The following is a 24,336-nucleotide window of genomic DNA, read 5'->3' on the forward strand; positions in this document are numbered from 1 at the left end:
TCGCGTTTCAGCGACTTTTCTAATATAACATTCCTTTGAATGCTAGTCAACATTTTTTAAAAACATTTATTGTTTGTCTCACTTGCTGACTTGACTCATTATACATACTTTAAAACCTACATGCAAGAGTTATTTACAAAAAAAATAAGGAGGAATTATCCCCCCTTATTCTTCATCACCTTCTTGCAGTTCACTTTCAACTTCATCTTCTTTTTGTGCTTTCGCTACTGTCGCAACTTCTTGATCATCTTCTAAACGAATTAAACGAACACCTTGTGTATTACGTCCCATTTGAGAAATTTGATCTACAGGCATACGAATCAGCACACCAGCTGCTGTTATTAACATAATATCTTCTTCACCGTAAACTGTCTTAACTGCAATTAACTTACCATTCTTATCTGTAATATTACATGTCTTAAGCCCTTTACCTCCACGGCTTTGTAAACGATACTCTTCTATCGCCGTACGCTTACCATAACCATTTTTCGTCACGATTAAGACATCCATATTTTCTTCTACAATCTCCATTCCAACAACTTGGTCATCATTGCCCAATGTAATTGCTTTTACTCCCGCTGCGTTACGACCCATAGAGCGAACATCTTCTTCATGGAAACGAATAAGCATTCCATTGCTTGTTCCAACAATCATATCCTTATCCCCTGTCGTTAAACGCACAGAAATTAATTCATCTTCCTCACGAAGAGAAATTGCAATCAATCCATTGTTACGAATGTTTGCGAAAGATGAAAGTGGTGTTCTTTTTGCAATACCATGTTTTGTTGTAAAGAATAAGAACTGATCATCTCCAAACTCACGAATTGGAATGATTGCATTTACCCACTCACCTTTGTCTACTTCTAGCAAGTTGATAATTGGTATCCCTTTTGCTGTACGACTATATTCAGGAATTTCATACCCTTTTGTACGATATACTTTCCCTTTATTTGTAAAGAATAGAATATGATCATGCGTCGAAGTCGTTAGTAAATGTTCTACAAAGTCATCATCATTTGTGCCCATCCCTTGTACACCACGTCCGCCTCGGTTCTGCGTTTTATAAGTAGAAGCAGGAAGACGCTTCACATAACCGTTATGCGTTAATGTAATAACAATATTTTGTTCAGGGATTAAGTCTTCATCTTCAATTGATTCGACGCCACCAACTGTAATTTCTGTTCTTCTTATATCATTGAATCGTTCTTTTACTTCCGTTAATTCTTCACGAATAATCTCAAGAACTTTTTCTTCGTCAGCTAAAATTGATTTTAACTCTGCAATTAATTCTAGTAATTCTTTATACTCTTGTTCAATTTTTTCACGTTCTAAACCTGTTAAACGTTGCAAACGCATATCTAAAATAGCTTGTGCTTGCTTTTCACTTAAACCAAAACGTTCTACTAATCCTTGCTTTGCAATATCAGCAGTTTTTGAACTACGAATTAAACTAATTACTTCGTCAAGATGATCAAGTGCAATACGTAACCCTTCTAAAATATGTGCACGAGCTTCTGCTTTTTCTAATTCATATGCAGTACGTCTACGAATTACAACTTTTTGGTGCTCTAAGTAGTAATATAGACATTGCTTTAAATTTAAAACTTGTGGTTCACCATTTACAAGTGAAAGCATGTTAATACCAAAACTCGTTTGAAGAGCAGTATGTTTATACAAATTATTTAATAATACATTTGCATTCGCATCACGTCGAATTTCCATAACGATACGCATACCATTTCGATCTGATTCATCACGTAAATCAGTAATACCATCTATTTTTTTATCACGAACAAGTTCTGCGATTTTCTCAATCAACTTCGCTTTATTTACTTGATATGGAAGCTCTGTTACAATAATCGCTTGTTTGCCATTTGATTTCTCTTCAATTTCAACTTTTGCACGAAGGATAATCGTGCCTCGTCCTGTTTCATAAGCTCTTCGAATTCCACTTCTACCAAGAATTTGACCTGCAGTAGGGAAATCTGGGCCCGGAATATGCTCCATCAGTTCTGCAATCGTAATATCCGGGTTACTACTTAACGCTAGGACACCATCGATAACTTCCCCAAGTTGATGCGGAGGAATATTCGTTGCCATACCAACCGCAATACCTGTCGTACCATTTACTAATAAGTTTGGGAAACGTGCCGGTAAAACGATTGGTTCTCTTTCAGAACCGTCATAGTTATCTTGGTAGTCAATCGTATTCTTTGTAATATCACGCAACAATTCCATAGAGATTTTAGACATTCTTGCCTCTGTATAACGCATCGCGGCTGCGGAATCGCCATCTATAGATCCAAAGTTCCCATGACCATCTACTAACATATAACGCTGACTAAAGTCTTGTGCCATACGTACCATCGTTTCATATACAGCTGAATCACCATGCGGATGGTACTTACCGATTACTTCACCGACAATACGAGCTGATTTCTTATATGCTTTATCAGCAGTTATACCTAGGTCATTCATTGCATATAAAACCCTTCTATGCACAGGCTTTAATCCATCACGAACATCTGGTAACGCACGAGATACAATAACGCTCATCGCATAATCTAAAAAAGAAGTACGCATTTCTTGGCTAATATTAATCTCTTTAATTCGCGCCTGTTGTTGGTTGTCTGACATCAACCAGCACCTCCTCTTACATTTACTATAAAAAATTTTATTTATACATAGAAGACAGGAATACTAAGATTCCTGTCATTGCTTAAATATCAAGGTTTTTCACGTATTTTGCATTTTCTTGAATAAAGTTACGACGAGGTTCCACTTTATCACCCATTAAGATTTCAAATGTCTCGTCCGCTTCGATTGCATCTTGCAATGAAACTTGAAGAAGTGAACGAACTTCTGGATCCATTGTCGTTTCCCATAATTGTGTTGGATTCATTTCTCCGAGACCTTTATAACGCTGAATACCCGGTTTTGGCTGAGCTGGAAGTTCTGCTAAAATACTTTCAAGCTCTCTATCATTGTAAGCATACACAATTTTTTTACCTTGTTGTACTTTAAATAAAGGCGGTTGAGCAATATATATATAGCCAGATTCAATAATCTGACGCATATAACGATAGAAGAACGTTAACAATAGGGTACGAATGTGTGCGCCATCAACATCGGCATCTGTCATAATAATGATCTTATGATAACGTGCTTTTTCTATATCAAAATCGCCACCGATTCCCGTACCAATTGCTGTAATAATTGTACGCACTTCATCATTAGATAAAATTTTATCTAAGCGTGCCTTTTCCACATTAATAATTTTACCTTTTAGCGGTAAAATTGCTTGGAAATGTCGATCACGACCTTGCTTTGCAGAACCACCTGCTGAGTCACCCTCTACGATGTAGATTTCACTAATTGCAGGGTCTTTTGAGGAACAATCCGCAAGTTTTCCTGGTAAGCTCGATACTTCTAATGCACTTTTACGGCGTGTTAATTCACGTGCTTTCTTCGCTGCCACACGTGCTCTAGCTGCCATCGTTCCCTTTTCTACAATTTTACGAGCCACATTTGGATTCTCAAGTAAAAACTTTTCAAAGGCTTCTGAGAAAACAGATTCAGTAATAGTTCTTGCTTCACTATTTCCGAGCTTTGTCTTTGTTTGTCCTTCGAATTGAGGATTTGGATGCTTAATAGAAACAATTGCCGTTAATCCTTCTCGAACATCCTCACCTGTCAAGTTGCTATCAGCGTCTTTTAAAATGTTATTCTTCCGACCATAATCATTAATAACACGTGTTAACGCTGTTTTAAAACCAACCTCATGCGTACCACCTTCATACGTATGAATGTTATTTGTAAATGAGAATATATTATTTGTATAACCCTCGTTGTATTGGAGAGAGACCTCTACTTGTATACCGTCCTTAGCTCCTTCTACATATACAGGTTCTTCATGGATTGGTTCTTTAGAACGATTTAAATGTTCTACGTACGACTTAATTCCGCCTTCATAGTGGAATTCTTTCTTTTGTTTATTTTCACGTTTATCTTCAATTGTTAGCTTGATACCACGATTTAAAAAAGCTAATTCTCTTACACGAGTTGCCAATATATCAAATTCATATTCTGTCGTTTCACGGAAAATTTCTGGATCTGGCTTAAAGCGCGTAATCGTCCCGGTACGATCTGTTTCTCCGATTACTTTTAAATCGGCAGTCGGTACGCCACGCTCATACTTCTGATAATGAATTTTCCCTTCACGATGAACAAACACTTCTAATTCTGTTGATAGAGCATTCACGACGGAAGCACCAACACCGTGCAAACCACCAGATACTTTGTAACCTCCACCGCCAAACTTACCACCAGCGTGAAGAACAGTCATAATAACTTCTACTGCAGGGCGCCCCATCTTTTCATGAATACCAACTGGAATACCACGCCCGTTATCTTGTACGACAATGCTATTATCTTCTTCGATGGAGACATTAATCTCATTACAGTATCCAGCTAACGCTTCATCAATACTGTTATCGACAATCTCCCATACAAGATGATGAAGACCTTTTCCGCTCGTTGAACCAATGTACATCCCTGGTCGTTTTCGAACAGCCTCTAGTCCTTCTAATACTTGTATCTGACTTTCATCATATGCATTCTCTTGCATTTGCTTTTGTTCCATTGACACAAAGATCACCTACTTTTCCATTTAAGACAGAAACTATTTTCCGTCTATTTCACAATCCACCGTGCCGCTCGTGACATGAATTGTCTTTGCTTGCTTTAATGTATCATGTTCAATCCCATCAACACTTGTCGTTGTTACAAACGTTTGCACTTTTCCTTGGATCGTGCCCAGAAGATGAGACTGACGATAATCATCTAATTCTGATAACACATCATCTAATAAAAGGATTGGATATTCGTTAACTTCTGAATAAATCAATTCAATTTCAGCTAACTTTAGGGAAAGTGCGGTCGTTCGTTGTTGTCCTTGTGAACCAAAGACTTGAACGTTTTTACCGTTAACGAAGAATTGTAAATCATCACGATGAGGTCCAATTAATGTAGTACCACGGAAAACTTCACGCTGTTTCACTGATTGGAAACTTTCATAGTATACTTCTTTTATTTTCGTCAAATCCATGGATTCTGATACATCTAGGCTTGGCTTATACACAATTTCAAGCTCTTCTAACCCTCTGCTAATTCCTCTATGAATAGGAGCTGCCCATTCTTGGAGTAATTTCAAAAATTCAAAGCGTTTTTGTAAAATTTTCACACCATGTTCAATAAGTTGAAGAGTAAAAACATCTAACATTGCTTCTTCACTTGCATTGCCTTGCATTTTCTTTAACAAATGATTTCGCTGCGTGAGCACTTTTTGATATTGACTTAATTCATAAAGGTAAACTGGTGCAATTTGACCAAGTTCCATATCTAAAAATCTTCTTCTCACTTGGGGACTCCCTTTTACAAGATTTAAATCTTCAGGAGCAAACATTACAACATTCATTTCGCCAATGTATTGACTTAGCTTTTGTTGTTCAAGTTCATTTAACTTTGCTTTTTTCCCCTTTTTAGAAATATTTAATTCTAAAGACATAGAATTACTTCTCTTTTGTACTCGCCCTTTTATTTTACCATATTCTTCGTCCCATCGTATGAGTTCACGATCATTAGAAGTCCGATGAGATTTTGCCATTGCGAGTACATAAATCGCTTCCATCAAATTCGTTTTACCTTGTGCATTTTCACCGATAATGACATTGACATTATCTTCAAAAGAAAGTGCTAGCTTTTCATAGTTGCGATAGTTTTGTAATTGTAACTCTTTAATATACAAAGGGCTCCCCCTTTATGCTTGAACTTGAAATGTTCCGATACCCGGAATTTCAACGATATCATTTGCGTATAATTTCTTTCCTCGTCTATTTTCAAGCTCTTTATTTACATAAACCTCATACTCTTGTAAGAACCATTTCACAGCTCCGCCTGTGTCTAATACACCGCAAAGTTTTAAAAATTGTCCTAATGTAATATATTCTGTCGAAATTTGAATCTTTTCCATAAAAAATCGCTCACTTTCTAAAAGTGTTCATTCTTTCATTGTACTAAATAAACAAGCATTAGGAAAGTAAATGCAACTAACAAAGGCTACTAGTCCTTGTATAACTAGTAGCCTTTGAAATTTTAATACGTACGTACTGGTAAAATAAGCTGAATAATTGAATCATCATTGACTGTACGAATTAAAAACGGTCTCATTGCACCCGTAAAGCTAACCTTAATTTCAGTACTATCTAATGCTTTTAATGCATCCATTACATATTTTGCACTAAATGATATTTTCAATTCTTCTCCTTCAATTTTTTCACATTGAACTTCTTCTACAACTTTTCCGATTTCAGGAGAGTTTGAAGAAATCTCTAACATTTCTCCATCAAGAGTAGATAATTTTACAACATTGTTACGTCCGTCTCTTGCTAATAAAGAGGCACGATCAATCGCTTGTAAAAACTCTTTTGTATTTACAAAAATATCAGTTTTACTTTCAGCAGGAATTAATCTTGTTGTATCAGGGTAATTCCCTTCTAATAATCTTGAGAAGAATAATAAATGTTTTGTACGGAACAATACTTGCTGTTCCGTAATAACGATATCTACCATTTCTTCTGACTCATCAAGAATTTTACTTAATTCATTTAAACTTTTCCCTGGAATTACAACACTAGCTTGAAACTCATTTGAAATATTTTTGCTTTCCAACTTCGCTTTTCTTAATGCTAAGCGGTGACTATCTGTTGCAATACATGTTAGCTCGCTGTTATATACCTTCCAGTTTACACCTGTCAAGATTGGTCTTGTTTCTGATGTTGAAACAGCAAACACAGTTTGTCGAATCATATGTTTCAATAAGTCTGTTGGGATTTGAAATACATGATGTTCTTCAATCTGTGGTAATAAAGGATATTCAGATGCATCTAATCCATTTAAATTAAACTCTGATTTCCCAGATTTTATTTTTGTCATAAAATTATTTTCGATAGAAATCTCAACAGTTTCTTTCGGCAATTTTTTTACAATCTCACTAAAATATTTTGCTTGTAAAATAATACTACCGTATTGTGATATTTCTACAATTTCTTTTCCATTTTCCTCAGTTGGAATGAATGATTCAATTGAGATATCTGCATCACTTCCTGTTAACGTAACACCTTCTTCTGTTGCTACGATCTTAATCCCAGTTAAAATTGGAATTGTTGTACGTGAGGATACAGCTTTCATAACATCTTGAACACTGCGTACAAGATAATCTTTTTGTATTGAAAAATGCATAAAGAGAACCTCCGTCAATATAAGATTTTATTTAATTAATAATAATAAAAAATAGTAGTAATAGTAATAGGTCTTGTGGATATGTGGATAACCCCGTTTAAATGCGGAAAAACAGTCTATCTACATGTGGATAGACTGTGTGTAAATAAAGGGAAGTTATTCACATTATTCGACTATTACTTTAAAATATCGTGAATTTCCTCAAGTTGTTTTTGTAACTGTGTGTCGGTTTTTAATAGTTTCGAAATTTTTTCATGCGCATGAATGACCGTTGTATGATCGCGCCCACCGAATTCTTCTCCGATTTTTGGCAAGGAGGAGTCTGTTAGCTCACGGGACAAATACATTGCAATTTGTCTCGGGAATGCAACAGATTTTGTACGCTTTTTCGCTTTAAAGTCGTCCAATTTTATTTGGAAAACATCTCCTACAGCCTTTTGAATATCATAAATCGAGATAATTTTTGGTTTAGAATTTGGAATAATGTCTTTTAATGCTTCGGCAGCTAAATCAGCATTTATATCTTTATTGATTAACGAAGAATAGGCAACTACACGAATAAGCGCCCCTTCTAATTCACGAATGTTAGAATCAATTTGATTCGCAATATAAAGCATGACTTCATTTGGAATATCAAGTCCATCCGCTTTTGCTTTTTTACGTAAAATTGCAATTCTTGTTTCTAAATCTGGTGGCGTAATATCTGTAATAAGTCCCCATTCAAATCTTGAGCGTAAACGATCTTCTAAAGTAGGGATTTCTTTAGGTGGACGGTCACTAGAAATTACGATTTGTTTACTTTCTTCATGTAACGCATTAAACGTATGGAAGAATTCCTCTTGTGTTTGTTCTTTTCCAGCAAGAAATTGAATATCATCTATAAGTAATACATCTACATTGCGATATTTATTTCGGAAATCAACAGCTTTATTGTCTCGAATAGAGTTAATAAACTCATTTGTAAACTTTTCAGAAGATAAATACACAACTTTCGCATTTGGATTATGCTCGATTACATAGTGACCAATTGCGTGCATTAAGTGTGTTTTTCCTAATCCCACGCCCCCGTAAATGAATAATGGGTTGTACGCTTTAGCCGGTGCTTCTGCAACAGCTAAAGAAGCAGCATGTGCAAAACGATTACCAGATCCAATAACGAATGTATCAAAAGTATATTTTGGATTTAACATACTTTGTGAAAATGGATGTGGATCATCATTGGCTGCAGGTCCCTTAGGAAGTCGAGGTAGGTCAATCTCTTCTTCTGTTTGACTTTGTGGAATGATGAAACGAATGTTCAATTCAGCACCTGTTAAATGCTCTAACGTTTCGGCAATTAGTTCAGAATAATGAGATTCTAGCCAATCACGAGCAAATTCATTTGGAGCTGTAATTGTTAATACATCCTTTTTTAAGGTATGTGCTTTTGTTGATTTTAACCACGTTTCGTAGCTAGGTTTGCTAACTTTCTTTTCTAATTCGGATAAAGCACTATTCCATAAATCTGAGATATTCTCCAAGAGTGTTCCCCCCCTTACTTAAAGTAGTAAAAAATATACGGTATAACATTTATAAAAAACCAAAAATAACATTGTATATTTATTCGAATGACTTTTAAAAATAAAAAGGCAGCTTAAATTATGAAGTAAGATTTTTAATAAAATACACAGTTGTGGGTAACTAATTATTCACATGTTACAAAACATGTCCACAAGTTATTCACAAACTGTGGATAAAAAATAAATGACAAAAACTTATTCAAAGTGAAAACACAACTATAATATCAAAAAAAGACAGGTATAGCAATGACTTTACGAAAGTTATCCACAAAATCAATAACTTGTGGAATAAACTTGTCCACAATACGATATACTGTGTAAAAGTAAAAAAAAGATTTGTGGATATAAAAATGTGGCCAAATTTTTTATCCACAGGTTTGAAAATGATTGTGAAAAAAGCTGTGAATAGATTTGGAAAATGAATATTTGATGAAAATTTGGAGAACCATTGACATTTTCCTAGAAAATTAACTATAATTTATAGGACTGTCTTTAACAGTTATTCCTCAGGGAGGTGTCATATATGAAGAGAACTTATCAACCAAATAAACGTAAGCGCAGCAAAGTACATGGTTTCCGTAGCCGTATGAGCACTGCAAACGGACGTAAAGTTTTAGCAGCTCGTCGTCGTAAAGGAAGAAAAGTATTATCTGCGTAGGCCACTGATCGTTCAGTGGTCTTTTTTCTAGTAATGATGAATTTTCCGCTGATGAAATACAGGAGTGTTCAATTGATATGAAGAAAAGAAATCGTATAAAGAAGAATGATGAATTCCAGGCTGTTTTTCAAAATGGAAAATCAAGTGCAAATCGTCAATTTGTTGTGTATCAGCTGGAGAAAAAGCAACAGCCATACTTTCGAATTGGTCTTTCCGTGAGTAAGAAAATAGGAAACGCTGTAATGCGAAATCGAATTAAGCGCATGGTTCGTCAAGCATTCTTAGAATTAAAAGATGAAATAGATGTTGGGAAAGATCTTGTGATAATCGCAAGAAAACCTTGTACAGATATGACTTATGAAGAATTAAAAAAAAGTTTAGTTCATGTCTTAAATCGCTCTGGGATTAAAGTAACAAAAGGTAGCGCAGCGAAAGGGAAATGAATTACACTATATACATACCGAAACAAGGAGGAGTAGGCTGTGAAGAAAAAGATAGGCTTACTAACCATGGTAATTGCTCTTATGATGATTACTGCTGGTTGTGGTGATTTAGATAAGCCGATTACATCGGAAAGTACAGGTTTTTGGAATGAATATTTCGTCTATCCACTTTCCTGGTTAATCACGTATTTTGCAGATTTATTTAATGAGAACTATGGATTGGCAATTGTTATTACAACTTTGATTATTCGTTTTGCGTTATTACCTTTAATGATTAAACAAACGAAGAGTACAAAAGCAATGCAAGCATTGCAACCTGAAATGGTAAAATTAAAAGAAAAGTATAGCTCTAAAGATCAGGCAACACAGCAAAAGTTACAACAAGAAATGATGCAGATGTATCAAAAACATGGTGTAAATCCAGTTGCGGGTTGTTTACCAATCTTTATTCAAATGCCAATCTTATTTGCGTTTTACCATGCAATTATGAGAACGACAGAAATTAGTCAACATACTTTCTTATGGTTTGATTTAGGACAACCTGATCCAATTTACGTATTACCAATTATTGCGGCAATTACAACATTTATTCAGCAGAAGCTTGCAATGGCGGGAACTGCAAACCAAAATCCGCAAATGGCAATGATGTTATGGCTTATGCCAATTATGATTTTAATCTTTGCGATTAACTTCCCAGCTGCATTATCGCTTTACTGGGTAGTTGGTAATATATTTGGTATCGCTCAAATGTACTTTATTAAAGGTCCAGAAATTAGAGCAAATAGCGCTGGAGGATCGAAAAAGTGAGTATCGTTACTGCTAAAGGGCAAAATGTCGAGGAAGCAGTAGGCGAAGCGTTAAAACAATTGAATGTTTCAAAAGATAAGGTTGAAATTCAAATCATCGATGAGGGAAAAAGAGGATTTCTTGGTATTTTCGGGAAACGACCTGCTATCGTTGAAGTTATGATAAAGAAAAATCCAGTTGAAGAGTCTGAACGCTACTTGAGAAATATTGTACGAGAGATGGGAATAGATGTCGATCTTGAAAGGAAAGTGAAAGGACGAGAGATTCTCTTTTCCTTTTCTGGAAAAGATGTTGGTGTTTTAATTGGAAAAAGAGGAATTAATTTAAACTCTTTGCAAAATTTAACAAATCTTGTTGCGAATCGCAGTACGAAACAATATATTAATGTGACTGTAGATGCAGGAGATTATCGTAATAAGAGAAAAGATACGTTGGAAGGGCTTGCACAGCGACTAGCAAAGCAAGTAACGGCTGTACAAAAGCGTGCCGTATTAGAGCCAATGCCTTCTTTTGAAAGAAAAATTATTCACCAAGCGTTATCTAATCATCCGTATGTTATTACAACATCTGAAGGGAAAGAACCGCATCGTCATGTTGTGGTGTCACCTAAATAAGAAGATAGAGTGTTTGTGCTATTGGATTGGTAAAAAACCGGTTACTCATTGGAGAGCCGGTTTTTTTAATGAGTAAATAACATGTAATTTTTTCCTTTTCGAAGATATTTTTCTTATAAAACTTTTTTGTATTTCTTGTAGATGGATAAATTAAAAAGAATGAGTGTGGATAAGTAAAACGAGCTAAACTTATCCACAGTGAATAAGTTTAGCTCGTTTTGCACACGGACATAATAAAATGAGTTATTCTTCTTTTGCATACAGGTTCCTTATGGTATCCTAATAATTTAGTGAAACAAAAAATTATGTTGAGTATAGAAAGAAAGAAATAAGTGAGGTGAAAGAACATGGAATTTGATACAATTGCCGCGATATCCACAGCCCTTGGAGAAGGAGCAATTGCCATTGTTCGAGTAAGTGGAGATGATGCGATTGAGAAAGTCAATCGTATTTTTAAAGGAAAAGACTTAACGAAAGTGGATTCTCACACAATTCATTACGGTCACATTGTTGATCTAGATCAAGATAGAGTAATTGAAGAAGTTATGGTTTCGATTATGCGAGCACCGAAGACTTTTACACGTGAGGATATTGTAGAAGTAAATTGTCACGGTGGACTTGTTTCTGTAAATAAAGTTTTACAACTCATTTTAGCAGAAGGGGTTCGTTTAGCAGAACCGGGCGAATTTACAAAACGTGCGTTTTTAAACGGTCGTATTGATTTATCTCAAGCAGAAGCAGTAATGGATTTAATTCGTGCAAAGACAGACCGTGCTATGAATGTTGCGATTAATCAAATGGAAGGACGCCTATCTAATTTAATTGGTCGTTTACGTCAGGAAATTTTAGAAACGTTAGCTCATGTAGAGGTAAATATTGATTATCCAGAATACGATGATGTAGAGGAAATGACACACAATATTTTAATTGAGAAAGCAACGCACGTTCGAGGCGAAATTAAAAAGTTGCTAGAAACATCAAAGCAAGGGAAAATTTTGCGTGAAGGTATTGCAACAGCGATTATTGGAAGACCAAATGTCGGAAAATCTTCTTTATTGAACAGTCTTGTTCAAGAAAAGAAAGCAATTGTAACTGACATAGCAGGAACGACTCGAGATGTAATTGAAGAGTATGTGAATGTGCGGGGAGTACCGCTTCGTTTAATTGATACAGCTGGTATTCGCGAAACAGAAGATATTGTTGAACAAATTGGTGTGGAACGTTCAAAAGAGATGATGAATCAGGCAGATTTAGTATTGCTTGTTGTCAATTATAGTGAAGGTTTAACGGCTGAAGATGAAGAATTATTCCATGCTGTGCAAGGAAAAGACTTTATTGTCATTGTAAATAAAACAGATTTAGCGCAGCAAATTGATATGGAACGTATTACGCAATTAGCTGGTGGAGCTCGTATTATTACTACTTCACTTATTGAAGAAAAAGGTGTAGATGAACTGGAAAAGGCTATTGCTGAGCTGTTCTTTGAAGGTGCAATTGAATCGGCAGATATGACATACGTATCAAATGCGCGTCACATCGGTTTATTAACGCAAGCAGAAAAAACAATTGGAGACGCAATTGAAGCTATTTATAATGGCGTACCAATTGATATGGTACAAATTGATTTAACAAGAACGTGGGAAATACTTGGTGAGATTACAGGGGACACTGTACATGAAAGTTTAATCGATCAGTTATTCTCTCAATTTTGCTTAGGAAAATAGTAGTAAGGAGGAAGAAAGAATGGGATATAATGCCGGTTCTTATGATGTAATTGTCATCGGTGCAGGTCATGCAGGCTGTGAAGCTGGTCTTGCTGCAGCTCGTATGGGAGCAAAAACATTAATGTTAACAATCAACTTAGATATGGTTGCTTTTATGCCATGTAACCCGTCCGTTGGTGGACCTGCAAAAGGAATTGTTGTTCGTGAAATTGATGCACTTGGTGGCGAAATGGGTCGAAACATTGATAAAACGCATATTCAAATGCGTATGTTAAATACGGGAAAAGGCCCAGCGGTACGAGCATTACGTGCGCAAGCAGATAAATTTTCGTATCAGCATGAGCTGAAAAAGACAATTGAAGAAACACCAAATTTAACATTATGCCAAGGTATGGTAGAACACTTAATCATAGAAGATGGCATATGTACTGGTGTTGTGACACAAACAGGCGGAGAATATAAAGCAAAAACAGTCGTTATTACAACTGGAACGTTTTTACGTGGTGAAATTATCGTTGGAGATTTAAAATATTCTAGTGGTCCAAACAATCAGCAGCCTTCTGTTAAATTATCAGAACATCTAGAAGAGCTAGGGCTTGAACTAGTTCGTTTTAAAACAGGAACTCCTCCTCGTGTAAACAGTAATACGATTGATTACAGTAAAACAGAAATTCAGCCAGGTGATGATGTACCTCGAGCATTTTCGTTTGAAACGACAAAATTCATTATGGACCAAATTCCATGCTGGTTAACATATACAAGTGAAGAAACACATCGTTTAATTGATGGAAATCTTCATCGATCTGCTATGTATTCTGGAATGATTAAAGGAACAGGACCTCGTTACTGTCCGTCTATTGAAGATAAAGTTGTACGCTTTAATGATAAGCCGCGCCACCAAATCTTCTTAGAGCCAGAAGGACGCAATACACAAGAAGTATACGTGCAAGGCTTATCTACAAGTTTACCGGAAGATGTGCAGCGTGATATGTTACGAACAATTCCGGGACTAGAAAATGTAGAGATGATGCGCACAGGTTATGCAATTGAATATGATGCAATTGTGCCGACTCAGCTGTGGCCAACGTTAGAAACGAAAAAGATTACAAACTTATATACAGCAGGTCAGATTAATGGTACTTCTGGCTATGAAGAAGCAGCAGGTCAAGGACTAATGGCTGGTATTAATGCAGCATGCCGCTCTTTAGGAAAGAAAGAAGTTATTTTAGATCGTTCTGATGCGTATATCGGTGTTTTAATTGATGATTTAGTTACAAAGGGAACGAGTGAACCATATCGTTTATTAACATCTCGTGCTGAATATCGCTTATTACTTCGTCATGATAATGCTGATTTACGCTTAACGCATATTGGTCATGAGATTGGATTGATTACAGAAGAGCGCTATGAACGTTTCACAACGAAGAAAGCGGAAATCGAAGCGGAGAAAGAGCGTTTAGCAAGTATTATTATTAAACCTCGCCCTGAAGTGCAAGAGTTGATTCGTAGTGTAGGTGGAAGCGAACTGAAAGATGGTATACGTGCGAATGAATTACTACGTCGTCCAGAGATGACGTATGAACATATTCGTACACTTGTACCAAGTGAAGTAGAAATTAACGATGACGTAGCAGAACAAGTTGAAATCCAAACGAAATATGAAGGATATATTGAAAAATCCTTACAACAAGTTGATCGTATGAAGCGTATGGAGAATAAAAAGATTCCAGTTAATATTGACTATGATGCAATTTCAGGATTAGCTTCGGAAGCTCGCCAAAAATTAAAAGATGTACGTCCGTTATCTATGGGTCAAGCATCACGTATTTCTGGAGTAAATCCAGCTGATATTTCCATCTTACTTGTGTATTTAGAACAAGGAAAAATTGCGCGAGTATCGAACAAATAAATAGTTAGGAGATATGGCAAGATGAATGTTGAACAATTTCAATCTATGCTGGCTGAAAGAGGTATTTCCCTTTCAGAGCGCCAGTTAGAGCAATTTGATATATACTTCCACACATTAGTTGAGTGGAATGAAAAAATGAATTTAACAGCAATCACAGAGAAGGAAGAAGTATATTTAAAACACTTCTTTGATTCTGTTACAGCTGCGCTTCATCATGATTTTTCAAAGCCATTTTCAATTTGTGATGTTGGGGCTGGCGCAGGTTTCCCGAGCATTCCGCTTAAAATTTGCTTCCCGCACTTAAAAGTTACAATCGTTGACTCTTTACAAAAGCGCATCACATTTTTAAACCATCTAGCAACGCAGCTAGAATTAAAAGATGTTGCATTTTGTCACGACCGCGCTGAAACATTTGGGAAAAAAGAAGGTGTTCGTGAATCATTTGATATTGTAATGGCACGTGCAGTTGCTCGTCTTTCTGTTTTAAGTGAACTATGTTTACCGCTTGTGAAAGTAGGTGGAACATTTATCGCGATGAAAGGTGCAGCTGCTCATGAGGAAATTGAGAATGGAAAGCATGCACTGCAAGTACTTGGTGGCGAGTTAACAGAGATTGCTAAGTTCCAATTACCGTTCGAAGAAAGTGAACGTAACATCTTAACAATCGAGAAAAAGAGAAAAACGCCAAAGAAATATCCTCGTAAGCCAGGGACACCAAATAAATTGCCTATTGAAAAATAAATCTTATTAGACGTAAGATTGAGTTATATGAATAAAGATATAGCTGTTTCACATGAAACGTTTTTTATATAGATCATTCAATAGGGTCCAAAGGTGGTGGAATATGTATGAGAAACGCGTTTTCTCGTTTATTTGGCTTTGGAGATAAAGAAAGCGAATTAGCATTACAAGAAGAAGGCCATGAGGAAGTTCATGAAGAGATTCAGCAAATTCCGTTAGTAAATATTATTCCAAATCGTTATCAACCGCGTACGATTTTTGATGATGCTCGTATTGAAGAGTTAGCATTGACCATTCGTACACATGGATTAATTCAGCCAATTGTTGTACGTCCATATGGAGAAGGAACATATGAAATTATTGCTGGAGAAAGACGTTTCCGTGCGGCGACAAAGTTGGGCTGGGAAGCTGTTCCTGCTATTGTGAAAAATATGAGTGATACAGAGACGGCTTCGGTAGCTTTAATTGAGAATTTACAACGTGAAGAGTTAACCGCGATTGAAGAAGCGATTGCTTATCAAAAATTAATAGAACTACATAATTTAACGCAAGAGGCATTAGCACAGCGTCTCGGCAAGGGACAATCGACAGTTGCGAATAAATTACGTCTATTAAAATTACCAGAAGAAATTAAGCAAGCTCTTTTAGAAAAACATATTACAGAGCGCCATGCACGCGCTCTTATTCCGTTAAAGAATGAAGAGCTACAGATTAAAGTTTTACAAGAAATTATTGCTAATCAATTTAATGTAAAACAAACGGAAAACCGTGTTGCAAAGCTGTTAGAGGAAACAAAGCCAAAGCGAAAAGCACGTCAAAAAGCAGTAAGTCGTGATATGAGAATTGCAATGAATACAATTCGTCAATCTTTACAATTAGTTGCTGATAGTGGCTTGAATGTAAACTCTGAAGAGGAAGAATTTGACGAGTATTACCAAATTACTATTAAAATACCAAAAAAGAAATAATTTTGCTTCGTTTTTAATGTTCAGCATAGACGTTAGCATATTGATAAGATTAAATTCTATTTTTGTTATGTGTGGCGTTGATCTAACAAGAAAATCATTTCTACTAATCTAAAAAGATCTCCTTACTATGGAGGTCTTTTTGTTATATATTTTCTTCTAGAAATAAGAAGGAGTTTCTAAATAAATTTTGAAGTTTAATAACAGATGTAAAAGAAAGAAGATTGTTTCATGTTACAATAAACGTAATGATTTGTAGAAATATGAGAGAAAGGTTGAAAGTAGGTGACATCATGGGGAAAATCATTGCCATTGCTAACCAAAAGGGTGGAGTCGGAAAGACGACGACATCTGTCAATTTAGGAGCTGGTTTGGCGCAAGTAGGAAAAAAAGTACTTCTTGTTGATATTGATGCACAAGGAAATGCAACGACAGGAGTAGGAGTTGAGAAATCAGATTTAGATGATTGTATTTACAATGTTCTTGTAGAGGACACTGATGTTAGTACAGTAATACAAAAGACAGCAACTGAAAATTTAGACGTCCTCCCTGCTACAATTCAACTGGCTGGCGCGGAAATTGAACTTGTTCCAACAATTTCCCGGGAAGTTCGCCTGAAAAGAGCATTGCAGCCGATTCGAAATCAATATGATTATATTATTATTGATTGTCCCCCATCTTTAGGTTTATTAACCATTAACGCATTAACAGCAGCAGATTCAGTTATTATTCCTGTACAATGCGAATACTACGCATTAGAAGGATTAAGTCAATTATTAAATACTGTTCGACTTGTACAAAAGCATTTAAATAAAGATTTAATGATTCAAGGTGTATTATTAACAATGTTAGATGCACGTACAAACCTAGGGATTCAAGTAATAGATGAAGTGAAAAAGTATTTCCGAGATAAGGTATATCGTTCTATTATTCCACGTAATGTTCGTCTAAGTGAGGCACCAAGTCATGGTAAACCGATTATGTTATATGATGCTAAGTCAAGAGGGGCGGAAGTCTATATAGATTTAGCGAAGGAAGTGATTGCAGGTGGCTAAAGCACTAGGAAGAGGTATTAATGCGTTCTTTTCTGATTTAGATGTAAAAGAAGAAGAAACAATTCAAGAGCTTAAAGTGACTGTATTGCGTCCGAATCCATACCAACCACGTAAAGTATTTCAAAAAGAGGCGATTGAAGAGTTAGCATTATCAATTCAAGAACATGGTATTTTACAGCCTCTCATTGTAAGAAAAAGTATTAAAGGATATGAAATTGTTGCTGGTGAAAGAAGATTCCGTGCTGCGAAAGAAGCAAAATTAGAAACAGTACCTGCGGTTGTGCGTAATTTAAATGATCAACAAATGATGGAACTTGCGTTGTTAGAGAATTTACAACGCGAAGATTTAACGCCAATCGAAGAAGCATTAGCTTACGAAATGTTAATGGAACAATTAAATATGACACAAGAGCAATTAGCGAAGCGGCTTGGGAAAAGTAGACCACATGTTGCGAATCATGTACGACTCCTGTCTCTTCCTCCCTTCATACAAGAAATGATTGCAAATGGAAAAATTTCAATGGGGCACGGTAGAACGTTGCTCGCTTTAAAAGATAAAACGAAGTTACAAGACTTAGTAAAACGAATAGAGAAAGAAAGTTTAAACGTTCGGCAATTAGAACAATTGATTCAAAGTATGAATGAGAATGTTTCACGTGAAACAAATAAGAAAGAGACGCAGCGAAATGTATTCTTCGTGGAACAAGAAACGTTTTTAAGAGAAAAATTTGGAACTGGTGTGAAGATAAAAGAAACGAAAAAAGAAAAAGGGAAAATTGAAATCGAGTTTTTTAATAAAGACGATTTTAATCGAATTTTAGAGCTATTATCAGGGGAAAAATAAAACAAACCATCTACGCTTATAGATGGTTTGTTTTATTTATGACGGATAGTTTTTGATCAGTTTCTTTTATACTTGAAGCAATAGTTTCTGCCATTTTCATAACGAGGCTTAAACGTGTATTTTGTAAAACGAAAAATTCCATAAAGCCATTTACATTTACGATACCGTGTATGTGCATTTGACCAACAGTAGGTAAATTTTTATTCATTGCTGCTCCCGGCTTACTAGGTCCTTTTCCAACTGTAACAGATCCTATGTTTTGGGATTTTCCAAGACAAGCATCAATAGCTATGATAAAAGGGTCATGAAATGTTTTGTGTATGTTTTGAATGGTTTCTTCTAAATTTAAGGCGTGGACAGGTTCGTCAAGTGTGCCGTATATGTGGAAGTTACGTAAGTTTGCTTGTTCTAATTTTGAACCAACCAATGGACCGAGCGCATCGCCGGTAGAACGATCAGTTCCAATGCATACGAATAAAATTGGGGTACTATGATTTGTTGGTATGTGTGAGAGAAGAAAGTTACTAATTGTTATTGTAGCTTCTAAGTCATGATGCATCACATTTTGGGACTCTTTTTCAAAAAAAGGTAAACGAAAACTTCCAATATTCAAGGAGCATCCATCCTTTGGCATAATAGTATTAGTATATATATATTCTTGCCAATTTATACCTCACATTCTGATTGAATTAAAAAGAATGTAATAATTTTTTTAGAGAGATGTAAAGAAATTCTGTTACAATAAAAGAATAAAAAGAATTTTTGTTAGAGAGGGATATTTACATGAATGAAGTAAATAGATGGTTTGATCCTTTTATTGATTATATGTCTGATCCAGAGCGCTGGGCAGCAATTGGATCAGCAACATTAAAAATCGCTATTATCTTAGTAGTGGGATCTCTTGTAATTCGTATTGCAAAGGCAGCAATTCGAAATGCATTTCGAATGCGAGAGCGTTCCCCAATTCAAGTTTCTGAGCGACGTACAGTAACAGTTGCAAAGCTCCTTGAGAATATTGTAGCATATGTCGGTATATTTATTATGCTTATTGCAATTTTAGGTGTATTTGATATTAAGGCATCAGGTTTATTGGCCGGTGCAGGGGTTGTCGGTTTAGCAGTCGGTTTTGGTGCGCAAAGTTTAGTGAAAGATGTCATTACAGGATTATTTATTTTATTAGAAGATCAGTTTTCAGTTGGGGATTATGTACGTATTGGTCAGTTTGAAGGAACAATTCAAGAAATTGGTCTTCGTACAACAAAAATTCGAAGCTGGACAGGTGAGATTCACATTTTACCAAATGGTGGTATTCTGGAAGTAACAAACTTTTCGGTTAGCAACAGTGTTGCATTTGTTGATGTATCAATTTCATATGAAAGTGATATTGCACTTGCAGAGCGTGTGATTGAAGAGCTTCTAGAGGAACTTCCAATGAAATATGAACAAATGGTAAAACGTCCAGAATTGCTAGGTGTCCAAACGCTAGGGGCATCTGAAGTTGTCCTGCGCGTAGTTTCAGAAGTGAAACCAATGCAGCATGTCGCAACAGCGAGAGCACTTCGTAAAGAAATTAAAGCACAATTAGATAAGCATGGAATTGAGATTCCTTATCCGAAAATGGTTTTATATAATCGTGAAGAAATGGTTAGCAAGAAAGCTAATTAAAAATTGAGAGGAGATTTGAGAATGGAGCAAAAGCAGTATGACTTATACGATATTGTGGAGATGAAAAAAGCCCACCCATGTGGTGAGAATAGTTGGAAAATTATTCGTTTGGGGATGGATATCCGTGTTAAGTGTGAAGGGTGTAACCATTCTGTGATGATCCCTCGACGAGAGTTTGATCGTAAGGTTAAGAAAATACTTGTAAAGCATGAAGAATAGAGAAAAGAAGGGCAGCTGTAAATTGCAGCTGTTCTTTTTATGATATGGAATGGAACTTGTCATTTTATTCGTTACTATCTATAATGATGGAAGATTGAGACATAGACATAGGAGTGAAAAAAATGGGATTAACGGCTGGTATCGTTGGATTACCGAACGTAGGTAAATCAACATTATTTAATGCAATTACACAAGCAGGAGCAGAATCTGCTAACTATCCATTCTGTACAATTGACCCGAACGTTGGAATCGTAGAAGTTCCAGATTATCGTTTAAATAAATTAACAGAGCTTGTAGATCCGAAGAAAACAGTACCAACTGTGTTTGAGTTTACAGATATTGCAGGTATTGTTAAGGGGGCGAGTAAAGGAGAAGGACTAGGAAATAAGTTTTTATCTCACATTCGCCAAGTAGATGCAATTTGCCAAGTAGTTCGTTGTTTTGAAGATGAGAACATCACACACGTAGCAGGAACGGTTGATCCAATTGCTGATATTGAAACAATTAACTTAGAGTTAATTTTAGCGGACTTAGAATCTGTTGATAAACGTATTGATCGCGTAGCGAAATTAGCAAAGCAAAAAGATAAAGAAGCTTCATTTGAACATGAAATTTTAGTTCGTTTAAAAGAAGCATTTGAAGAAGGAAAGCCAGCTCGTACGGTTGAGTTTACAGACGAGCAAATGAAGGTTGTAAAAGGTCTTCATTTATTAACAACAAAAGAAATGTTGTACGTTGCTAACGTTGGTGAAGATGATATTATGGATCCATCGGAAAACAAATATGTACAAATGGTAAAAGAGTTTGCTGCAAACGAGAATTCTCAAGTTATCGTTGTTTGTGCCAAGATTGAATCTGAAATCTCTGAGCTAGATGAAGAAGAGAAGAAAGTCTTCCTTGAAGAACTTGGAATTGAAGAGTCTGGTTTAGATCAGTTAATCCGTGCAGCTTACGATTTACTAGGATTAGCAACATACTTCACAGCTGGTGTTCAAGAAGTACGTGCTTGGACATTCAAAAAAGGTATGAAAGCACCGCAATGTGCTGGTATCATCCATACTGACTTCGAGCGTGGATTTATTCGTGCAGAAACAGTATCTTACGACGATTTAATGGAGAACGGCTCAATGACAGCTGCGCGTGAGGCTGGAAAAGTTCGTTTAGAAGGAAAAGAGTATCTTGTAAAAGACGGAGATGTTATTCACTTCCGCTTTAACGTATAATTTTTCAAAATGATATATCCAGTTGGAAATTGAGATTTGATTTATCCCACATTAACGGGCTGTAAGACTCCCACCTCAAAACTTAGAGGGTTCAGAGAAGTTTAGGTGGGAGATTAACAGCCAGTAAAAGCCCGATTGGTCGGGCTAACAATCAGTGGGGGATGAAGGAAATCCTCACTGATTGAAGTTTCACTTTATTTCCTAGGAAAAACGGTGTAAAAAACTTGGCGAATTCATTATATTTGCCAAGTTTTTTATGTTTTCGTGAGTTGATTCCTTTAAACTACTATGATATAATCTAAACTCGTGAGTAATTACTATTAATTAATTGCTCCTTGCCCTAACCGGGCCGTTTAGACCAAAAGGAGGTGAAAGTGTAATGAGAAAATACGAAATCATGTACATCATTCGTCCAAACATGGAGGAAGAAGCTCAAAAAGCTTTAGTTGAGCGCTTTGCTGGCGTTTTAACTGAAAATGGTGCAGAAATCATTAACACGAAAGAATGGGGTAAGCGTCGTTTAGCTTACGAAATCAATGACTTACGTGATGGCTTCTACATGATCTTAAACGTAAATTCTAACACAGAAGCTGTGAAAGAATTCGATCGTTTAGCTAAGATCAACGAAGATATCATTCGTCACATTGTTGTTAAAGCAGAAGAGAAATAATTAAAAATATATAGGGAGAGTGGTTCGATTGATGAATCGCGTTTTACTCGTTGGTCGTTTAACTAAAGACCCTGATTTACGTTACACGCCAAATGGTGTTGCAGTAGCTACTTTCACGTTAGCTGTAAATCGTGCATTTACGAATCAACAAGGTGAGCGTGAAGCTGACTTTATTAATTGTGTAATATGGCGTAAACAAGCAGAGAACGTGGCGAACTTTTTGAAAAAGGGGAGCTTAGCAGGCGTAGATGGACGTCTTCATACTCGTAATTACGAGGGACAAGATGGAAAACGTGTATATGTAACAGAAGTGGTTGCAGAGAACGTACAATTTTTAGAGTCGCGTAATAGCGGTGAACAACGTGGTTCATTTAATCAGCAACCATCAGGAGCTGGATACGGAAATCAAGGCTCTCAAAACCCGTTTGGTCAATCTGGTAATTCTAGCAATTCTGGTAATTCTGGATTTACAAAGAATGACGATCCATTCGCAAATGTAGGTCAACCGATCGACATTTCGGATGACGATTTACCATTTTAATGGTATAAATCGGTTATTTTAAATGAAGAATGGAGGGGAATTGAAATGGCAGGACGCAAAGGTGGACGTGCAAAACGTCGTAAGGTTTGTTTCTTTACAGCAAACGGTATTACTAACATCGATTACAAAGATGTAGATTTACTAAAACGCTTTGTTTCTGAGCGTGGTAAAATTTTACCTCGTCGTGTGACAGGTACTAACGCAAAATACCAACGCAAATTAACAGTTGCAATTAAACGTGCTCGTCAAATGGCACTTTTACCATATGTTGGTGAATAATAGCGCGAAAAATGCACAGTAGAGTGAGACTCTACTGTGCATTTTACTATTCTCTTTTATTTAAAATGAATGTTTTGAGAAAGTGAGGCTGCATCATGAGAGGGACAAAATTTATTACAGAGGGTGCAATTTTATTAGCGCTATACATTGTATTCCTGTTAGCGTTTCTTTATATGCCTCTGCTCGGTGGAATTATAATTTTTGCTCTTCCACTACCATTTATTGTGTATACAGTTAGAAATTCATTTCGTCATGCATGCTTATTGCTAGGAATCGCGACTCTATTAACACTTATTGTAAGCACACCTTTTCATATTTTTAATACAGTGTTAGCGGGAGTAACAGGAATTGGTCTAGGTTATATGTATCAAAAGAAAAAGAATGCAATAGAAATTCTTCTTGTTGGTACACTTATTTATATTGTGAAATTTGTACTGCTGTATGTGATTAGTATTAAGTTTTTGGAAATTGACATACTTACAGTCGTCCAAAACTTCTTTGGAGCGCTTGTACAGCAGGCTGAAAAGATGGCAGAAATGAATCAAATGAGTGAAGAACGTCTCGAAAATCTTAAGAGCACAATGGATTTACTTGATATATTATTGCCAACTATGTTTGTAATGATTGCACTCTTTTACTCATGGATGACAATGTTGCTTTCTAACTATATTTTAAAACGCCTGCACTACCCATTGCAGCCATTCAGAAAGTTTCGTGACATAAAAATGCCTAAAAGTATTATATGGTATTATGTTGCGCTTATTGTGTTATCATTGTTTGTTAAGGTAGAAGCCGGGACATACTCTTATATGGCCTTTTCTAACTTGAGTATTGCGTTTAATTTCTTACTTCTATTCCAAGGTTTTTCTTTCGTTGCTTTCTTTACACATCAAAAAGGTTATCCGAAAATGGTTCCTATTTTATTATTTGTAGTCGGTCTCTTTATTCCGCAGCTGTTTCCTCTCGTTACAATCTTAGGTATAATTGATTTAGGATTTTCGTTACGTTCAATCGTGCAATCTAAACAATGATAAAAAGGCTCGGTTATAAGTCTTTTTTGTAACGAAATAAAATTTTTCAACGAATGATCAAGAAAAATAATTGGTCAAAGTTTTATCTTA

The 24,336-nt window shown here is 36.0% G+C and carries 24 protein-coding genes; 17 read left to right on the top strand and 7 right to left on the bottom strand.

All coding sequences use genetic code 11. The features are described 5' to 3' along the window. Positions 1-165 precede the first annotated feature (165 nt). The 6 genes from gyrA to dnaA all read right to left on the bottom strand — a co-directional run bounded on the left by gyrA (position 166) and on the right by dnaA (position 8,819). On the bottom strand, positions 166-2,637 hold the full coding sequence (gene gyrA / locus BAMA_RS20720; RefSeq protein WP_034643148.1) for a DNA gyrase subunit A: 2,472 nt from the start codon (positions 2,635-2,637) through the stop codon (positions 166-168). Positions 2,638-2,719: 82 nt separating this feature from the next. Continuing rightward, the gene (gene gyrB / locus BAMA_RS20725) at positions 2,720-4,642 is read right to left on the bottom strand and encodes a DNA topoisomerase (ATP-hydrolyzing) subunit B (protein ID WP_034643150.1); all 1,923 of its coding nucleotides are present in this window, start codon (positions 4,640-4,642) and stop codon (positions 2,720-2,722) included. Positions 4,643-4,681: 39 nt separating this feature from the next. Next, positions 4,682-5,806, bottom strand: coding sequence for a DNA replication/repair protein RecF (gene recF, locus BAMA_RS20730; RefSeq protein ID WP_034643152.1), 1,125 nt, complete (start codon positions 5,804-5,806; stop codon positions 4,682-4,684). Positions 5,807-5,818: 12 nt separating this feature from the next. Beyond that, on the bottom strand, positions 5,819-6,031 hold the full coding sequence (gene yaaA, locus BAMA_RS20735; RefSeq protein ID WP_034643155.1) for a S4 domain-containing protein YaaA: 213 nt from the start codon (positions 6,029-6,031) through the stop codon (positions 5,819-5,821). Between the two features lie 122 nt (positions 6,032-6,153). Next, positions 6,154-7,299, bottom strand: coding sequence for a DNA polymerase III subunit beta (gene dnaN / locus BAMA_RS20740; RefSeq protein ID WP_034643158.1), 1,146 nt, complete (start codon positions 7,297-7,299; stop codon positions 6,154-6,156). Between the two features lie 176 nt (positions 7,300-7,475). Then, complete coding sequence (dnaA, locus tag BAMA_RS20745; RefSeq protein ID WP_034643159.1) at positions 7,476-8,819, bottom strand: chromosomal replication initiator protein DnaA; 1,344 nt, start codon at positions 8,817-8,819, stop codon at positions 7,476-7,478. Between the two features lie 562 nt (positions 8,820-9,381). Here dnaA and rpmH point away from each other — a divergent pair. The 10 genes from rpmH to BAMA_RS20795 all read left to right on the top strand — a co-directional run bounded on the left by rpmH (position 9,382) and on the right by BAMA_RS20795 (position 18,618). After that, complete coding sequence (rpmH, locus tag BAMA_RS20750) at positions 9,382-9,516, top strand: 50S ribosomal protein L34 (RefSeq protein ID WP_000831901.1); 135 nt, start codon at positions 9,382-9,384, stop codon at positions 9,514-9,516. A gap of 77 nt (positions 9,517-9,593) precedes the next feature. Beyond that, complete coding sequence (gene rnpA, locus BAMA_RS20755; protein ID WP_034643162.1) at positions 9,594-9,959, top strand: ribonuclease P protein component; 366 nt, start codon at positions 9,594-9,596, stop codon at positions 9,957-9,959. Between the two features lie 39 nt (positions 9,960-9,998). Further along, positions 9,999-10,766: a YidC family membrane integrase SpoIIIJ gene (gene spoIIIJ, locus BAMA_RS20760; RefSeq protein WP_034643165.1), complete on the top strand. Its 768-nt coding sequence runs from the start codon at positions 9,999-10,001 to the stop codon at positions 10,764-10,766. Beyond that, positions 10,763-11,380 (top strand): RNA-binding cell elongation regulator Jag/EloR, encoded by a 618-nt coding sequence (gene jag, locus BAMA_RS20765; protein WP_034643166.1) that lies wholly within the window; start codon positions 10,763-10,765, stop codon positions 11,378-11,380. The genes spoIIIJ and jag overlap by 4 nt, the downstream gene beginning before the upstream one ends. A 347-nt stretch (positions 11,381-11,727) precedes the next feature. Further along, complete coding sequence (gene mnmE, locus BAMA_RS20770; RefSeq protein ID WP_034643169.1) at positions 11,728-13,104, top strand: tRNA uridine-5-carboxymethylaminomethyl(34) synthesis GTPase MnmE; 1,377 nt, start codon at positions 11,728-11,730, stop codon at positions 13,102-13,104. 19 nt (positions 13,105-13,123) lie between these two features. Beyond that, on the top strand, positions 13,124-15,013 hold the full coding sequence (mnmG, locus tag BAMA_RS20775) for a tRNA uridine-5-carboxymethylaminomethyl(34) synthesis enzyme MnmG (protein WP_034643172.1): 1,890 nt from the start codon (positions 13,124-13,126) through the stop codon (positions 15,011-15,013). A 21-nt stretch (positions 15,014-15,034) separates the two neighbouring features. Next, positions 15,035-15,754: a 16S rRNA (guanine(527)-N(7))-methyltransferase RsmG gene (gene rsmG / locus BAMA_RS20780; protein ID WP_034643174.1), complete on the top strand. Its 720-nt coding sequence runs from the start codon at positions 15,035-15,037 to the stop codon at positions 15,752-15,754. 107 nt (positions 15,755-15,861) lie between these two features. Continuing rightward, positions 15,862-16,722: a nucleoid occlusion protein gene (noc, locus tag BAMA_RS20785; protein WP_034643177.1), complete on the top strand. Its 861-nt coding sequence runs from the start codon at positions 15,862-15,864 to the stop codon at positions 16,720-16,722. Positions 16,723-17,012: 290 nt separating this feature from the next. After that, positions 17,013-17,774 (top strand): sporulation initiation inhibitor protein Soj, encoded by a 762-nt coding sequence (gene soj / locus BAMA_RS20790; RefSeq protein WP_034643179.1) that lies wholly within the window; start codon positions 17,013-17,015, stop codon positions 17,772-17,774. Continuing rightward, positions 17,767-18,618 carry a ParB/RepB/Spo0J family partition protein gene (locus BAMA_RS20795; RefSeq protein ID WP_200874711.1) on the top strand — a complete coding sequence of 284 codons (852 nt, stop codon included), beginning with the start codon at positions 17,767-17,769 and terminating at the stop codon, positions 18,616-18,618. The genes soj and BAMA_RS20795 overlap by 8 nt, the downstream gene beginning before the upstream one ends. Positions 18,619-18,634: 16 nt before the next feature. On the opposite strand, the gene yyaC is transcribed toward BAMA_RS20795, so the two are convergent. Continuing rightward, entirely contained in the window at positions 18,635-19,231 is a 597-nt protein-coding gene (yyaC, locus tag BAMA_RS20800) for a spore protease YyaC (RefSeq protein WP_034643182.1), read from the bottom strand. A 170-nt stretch (positions 19,232-19,401) separates the two neighbouring features. On the opposite strand from yyaC, the gene BAMA_RS20805 reads away from it, so the two are divergent. The 7 genes from BAMA_RS20805 to BAMA_RS20835 all read left to right on the top strand — a co-directional run bounded on the left by BAMA_RS20805 (position 19,402) and on the right by BAMA_RS20835 (position 24,246). Further along, positions 19,402-20,283, top strand: coding sequence for a mechanosensitive ion channel family protein (locus BAMA_RS20805; RefSeq protein WP_034643185.1), 882 nt, complete (start codon positions 19,402-19,404; stop codon positions 20,281-20,283). Between the two features lie 21 nt (positions 20,284-20,304). Next, entirely contained in the window at positions 20,305-20,502 is a 198-nt protein-coding gene (locus tag BAMA_RS20810; protein WP_034643186.1) for a DUF951 domain-containing protein, read from the top strand. A 122-nt stretch (positions 20,503-20,624) separates the two neighbouring features. Then, complete coding sequence (ychF, locus tag BAMA_RS20815; RefSeq protein WP_034643189.1) at positions 20,625-21,725, top strand: redox-regulated ATPase YchF; 1,101 nt, start codon at positions 20,625-20,627, stop codon at positions 21,723-21,725. 379 nt (positions 21,726-22,104) lie between these two features. Further along, complete coding sequence (gene rpsF, locus BAMA_RS20820) at positions 22,105-22,395, top strand: 30S ribosomal protein S6 (RefSeq protein ID WP_034643192.1); 291 nt, start codon at positions 22,105-22,107, stop codon at positions 22,393-22,395. A 28-nt stretch (positions 22,396-22,423) separates the two neighbouring features. Beyond that, positions 22,424-22,936 (top strand): single-stranded DNA-binding protein, encoded by a 513-nt coding sequence (gene ssb / locus BAMA_RS20825; RefSeq protein ID WP_034643194.1) that lies wholly within the window; start codon positions 22,424-22,426, stop codon positions 22,934-22,936. 45 nt (positions 22,937-22,981) lie between these two features. Beyond that, positions 22,982-23,215 (top strand): 30S ribosomal protein S18, encoded by a 234-nt coding sequence (gene rpsR / locus BAMA_RS20830; RefSeq protein ID WP_034643197.1) that lies wholly within the window; start codon positions 22,982-22,984, stop codon positions 23,213-23,215. A gap of 95 nt (positions 23,216-23,310) precedes the next feature. Further along, positions 23,311-24,246, top strand: coding sequence for a YybS family protein (locus BAMA_RS20835; protein WP_034643200.1), 936 nt, complete (start codon positions 23,311-23,313; stop codon positions 24,244-24,246). Positions 24,247-24,336 lie beyond the last annotated feature (90 nt).

It is taken from the genome of Bacillus manliponensis (assembly GCF_000712595.1).
GTDB lineage: Bacteria > Bacillota > Bacilli > Bacillales > Bacillaceae_G > Bacillus_A > Bacillus_A manliponensis.

What these genes read in the sequence shown, in the direction of transcription:
- gyrA (WP_034643148.1), bottom strand. Translation starts at nt 2,637, where the DNA reads ATGTCAGACAACCAACAACAGGCGCGAATTAAAGAGATTAATATTAGC.
- gyrB (WP_034643150.1), bottom strand. Translation starts at nt 4,642, where the DNA reads ATGGAACAAAAGCAAATGCAAGAGAATGCATATGATGAAAGTCAGATA.
- yaaA (WP_034643155.1), bottom strand. Translation starts at nt 6,031, where the DNA reads ATGGAAAAGATTCAAATTTCGACAGAATATATTACATTAGGACAATTT.
- dnaN (WP_034643158.1), bottom strand. Translation starts at nt 7,299, where the DNA reads ATGCATTTTTCAATACAAAAAGATTATCTTGTACGCAGTGTTCAAGAT.
- rpmH (WP_000831901.1), top strand. Translation starts at nt 9,382, where the DNA reads ATGAAGAGAACTTATCAACCAAATAAACGTAAGCGCAGCAAAGTACAT.
- rnpA (WP_034643162.1), top strand. Translation starts at nt 9,594, where the DNA reads ATGAAGAAAAGAAATCGTATAAAGAAGAATGATGAATTCCAGGCTGTT.
- mnmE (WP_034643169.1), top strand. Translation starts at nt 11,728, where the DNA reads ATGGAATTTGATACAATTGCCGCGATATCCACAGCCCTTGGAGAAGGA.
- mnmG (WP_034643172.1), top strand. Translation starts at nt 13,124, where the DNA reads ATGGGATATAATGCCGGTTCTTATGATGTAATTGTCATCGGTGCAGGT.
- rsmG (WP_034643174.1), top strand. Translation starts at nt 15,035, where the DNA reads ATGAATGTTGAACAATTTCAATCTATGCTGGCTGAAAGAGGTATTTCC.
- noc (WP_034643177.1), top strand. Translation starts at nt 15,862, where the DNA reads ATGAGAAACGCGTTTTCTCGTTTATTTGGCTTTGGAGATAAAGAAAGC.
- soj (WP_034643179.1), top strand. Translation starts at nt 17,013, where the DNA reads ATGGGGAAAATCATTGCCATTGCTAACCAAAAGGGTGGAGTCGGAAAG.
- BAMA_RS20805 (WP_034643185.1), top strand. Translation starts at nt 19,402, where the DNA reads ATGAATGAAGTAAATAGATGGTTTGATCCTTTTATTGATTATATGTCT.
- BAMA_RS20810 (WP_034643186.1), top strand. Translation starts at nt 20,305, where the DNA reads ATGGAGCAAAAGCAGTATGACTTATACGATATTGTGGAGATGAAAAAA.
- ychF (WP_034643189.1), top strand. Translation starts at nt 20,625, where the DNA reads ATGGGATTAACGGCTGGTATCGTTGGATTACCGAACGTAGGTAAATCA.
- rpsF (WP_034643192.1), top strand. Translation starts at nt 22,105, where the DNA reads ATGAGAAAATACGAAATCATGTACATCATTCGTCCAAACATGGAGGAA.
- rpsR (WP_034643197.1), top strand. Translation starts at nt 22,982, where the DNA reads ATGGCAGGACGCAAAGGTGGACGTGCAAAACGTCGTAAGGTTTGTTTC.
- BAMA_RS20835 (WP_034643200.1), top strand. Translation starts at nt 23,311, where the DNA reads ATGAGAGGGACAAAATTTATTACAGAGGGTGCAATTTTATTAGCGCTA.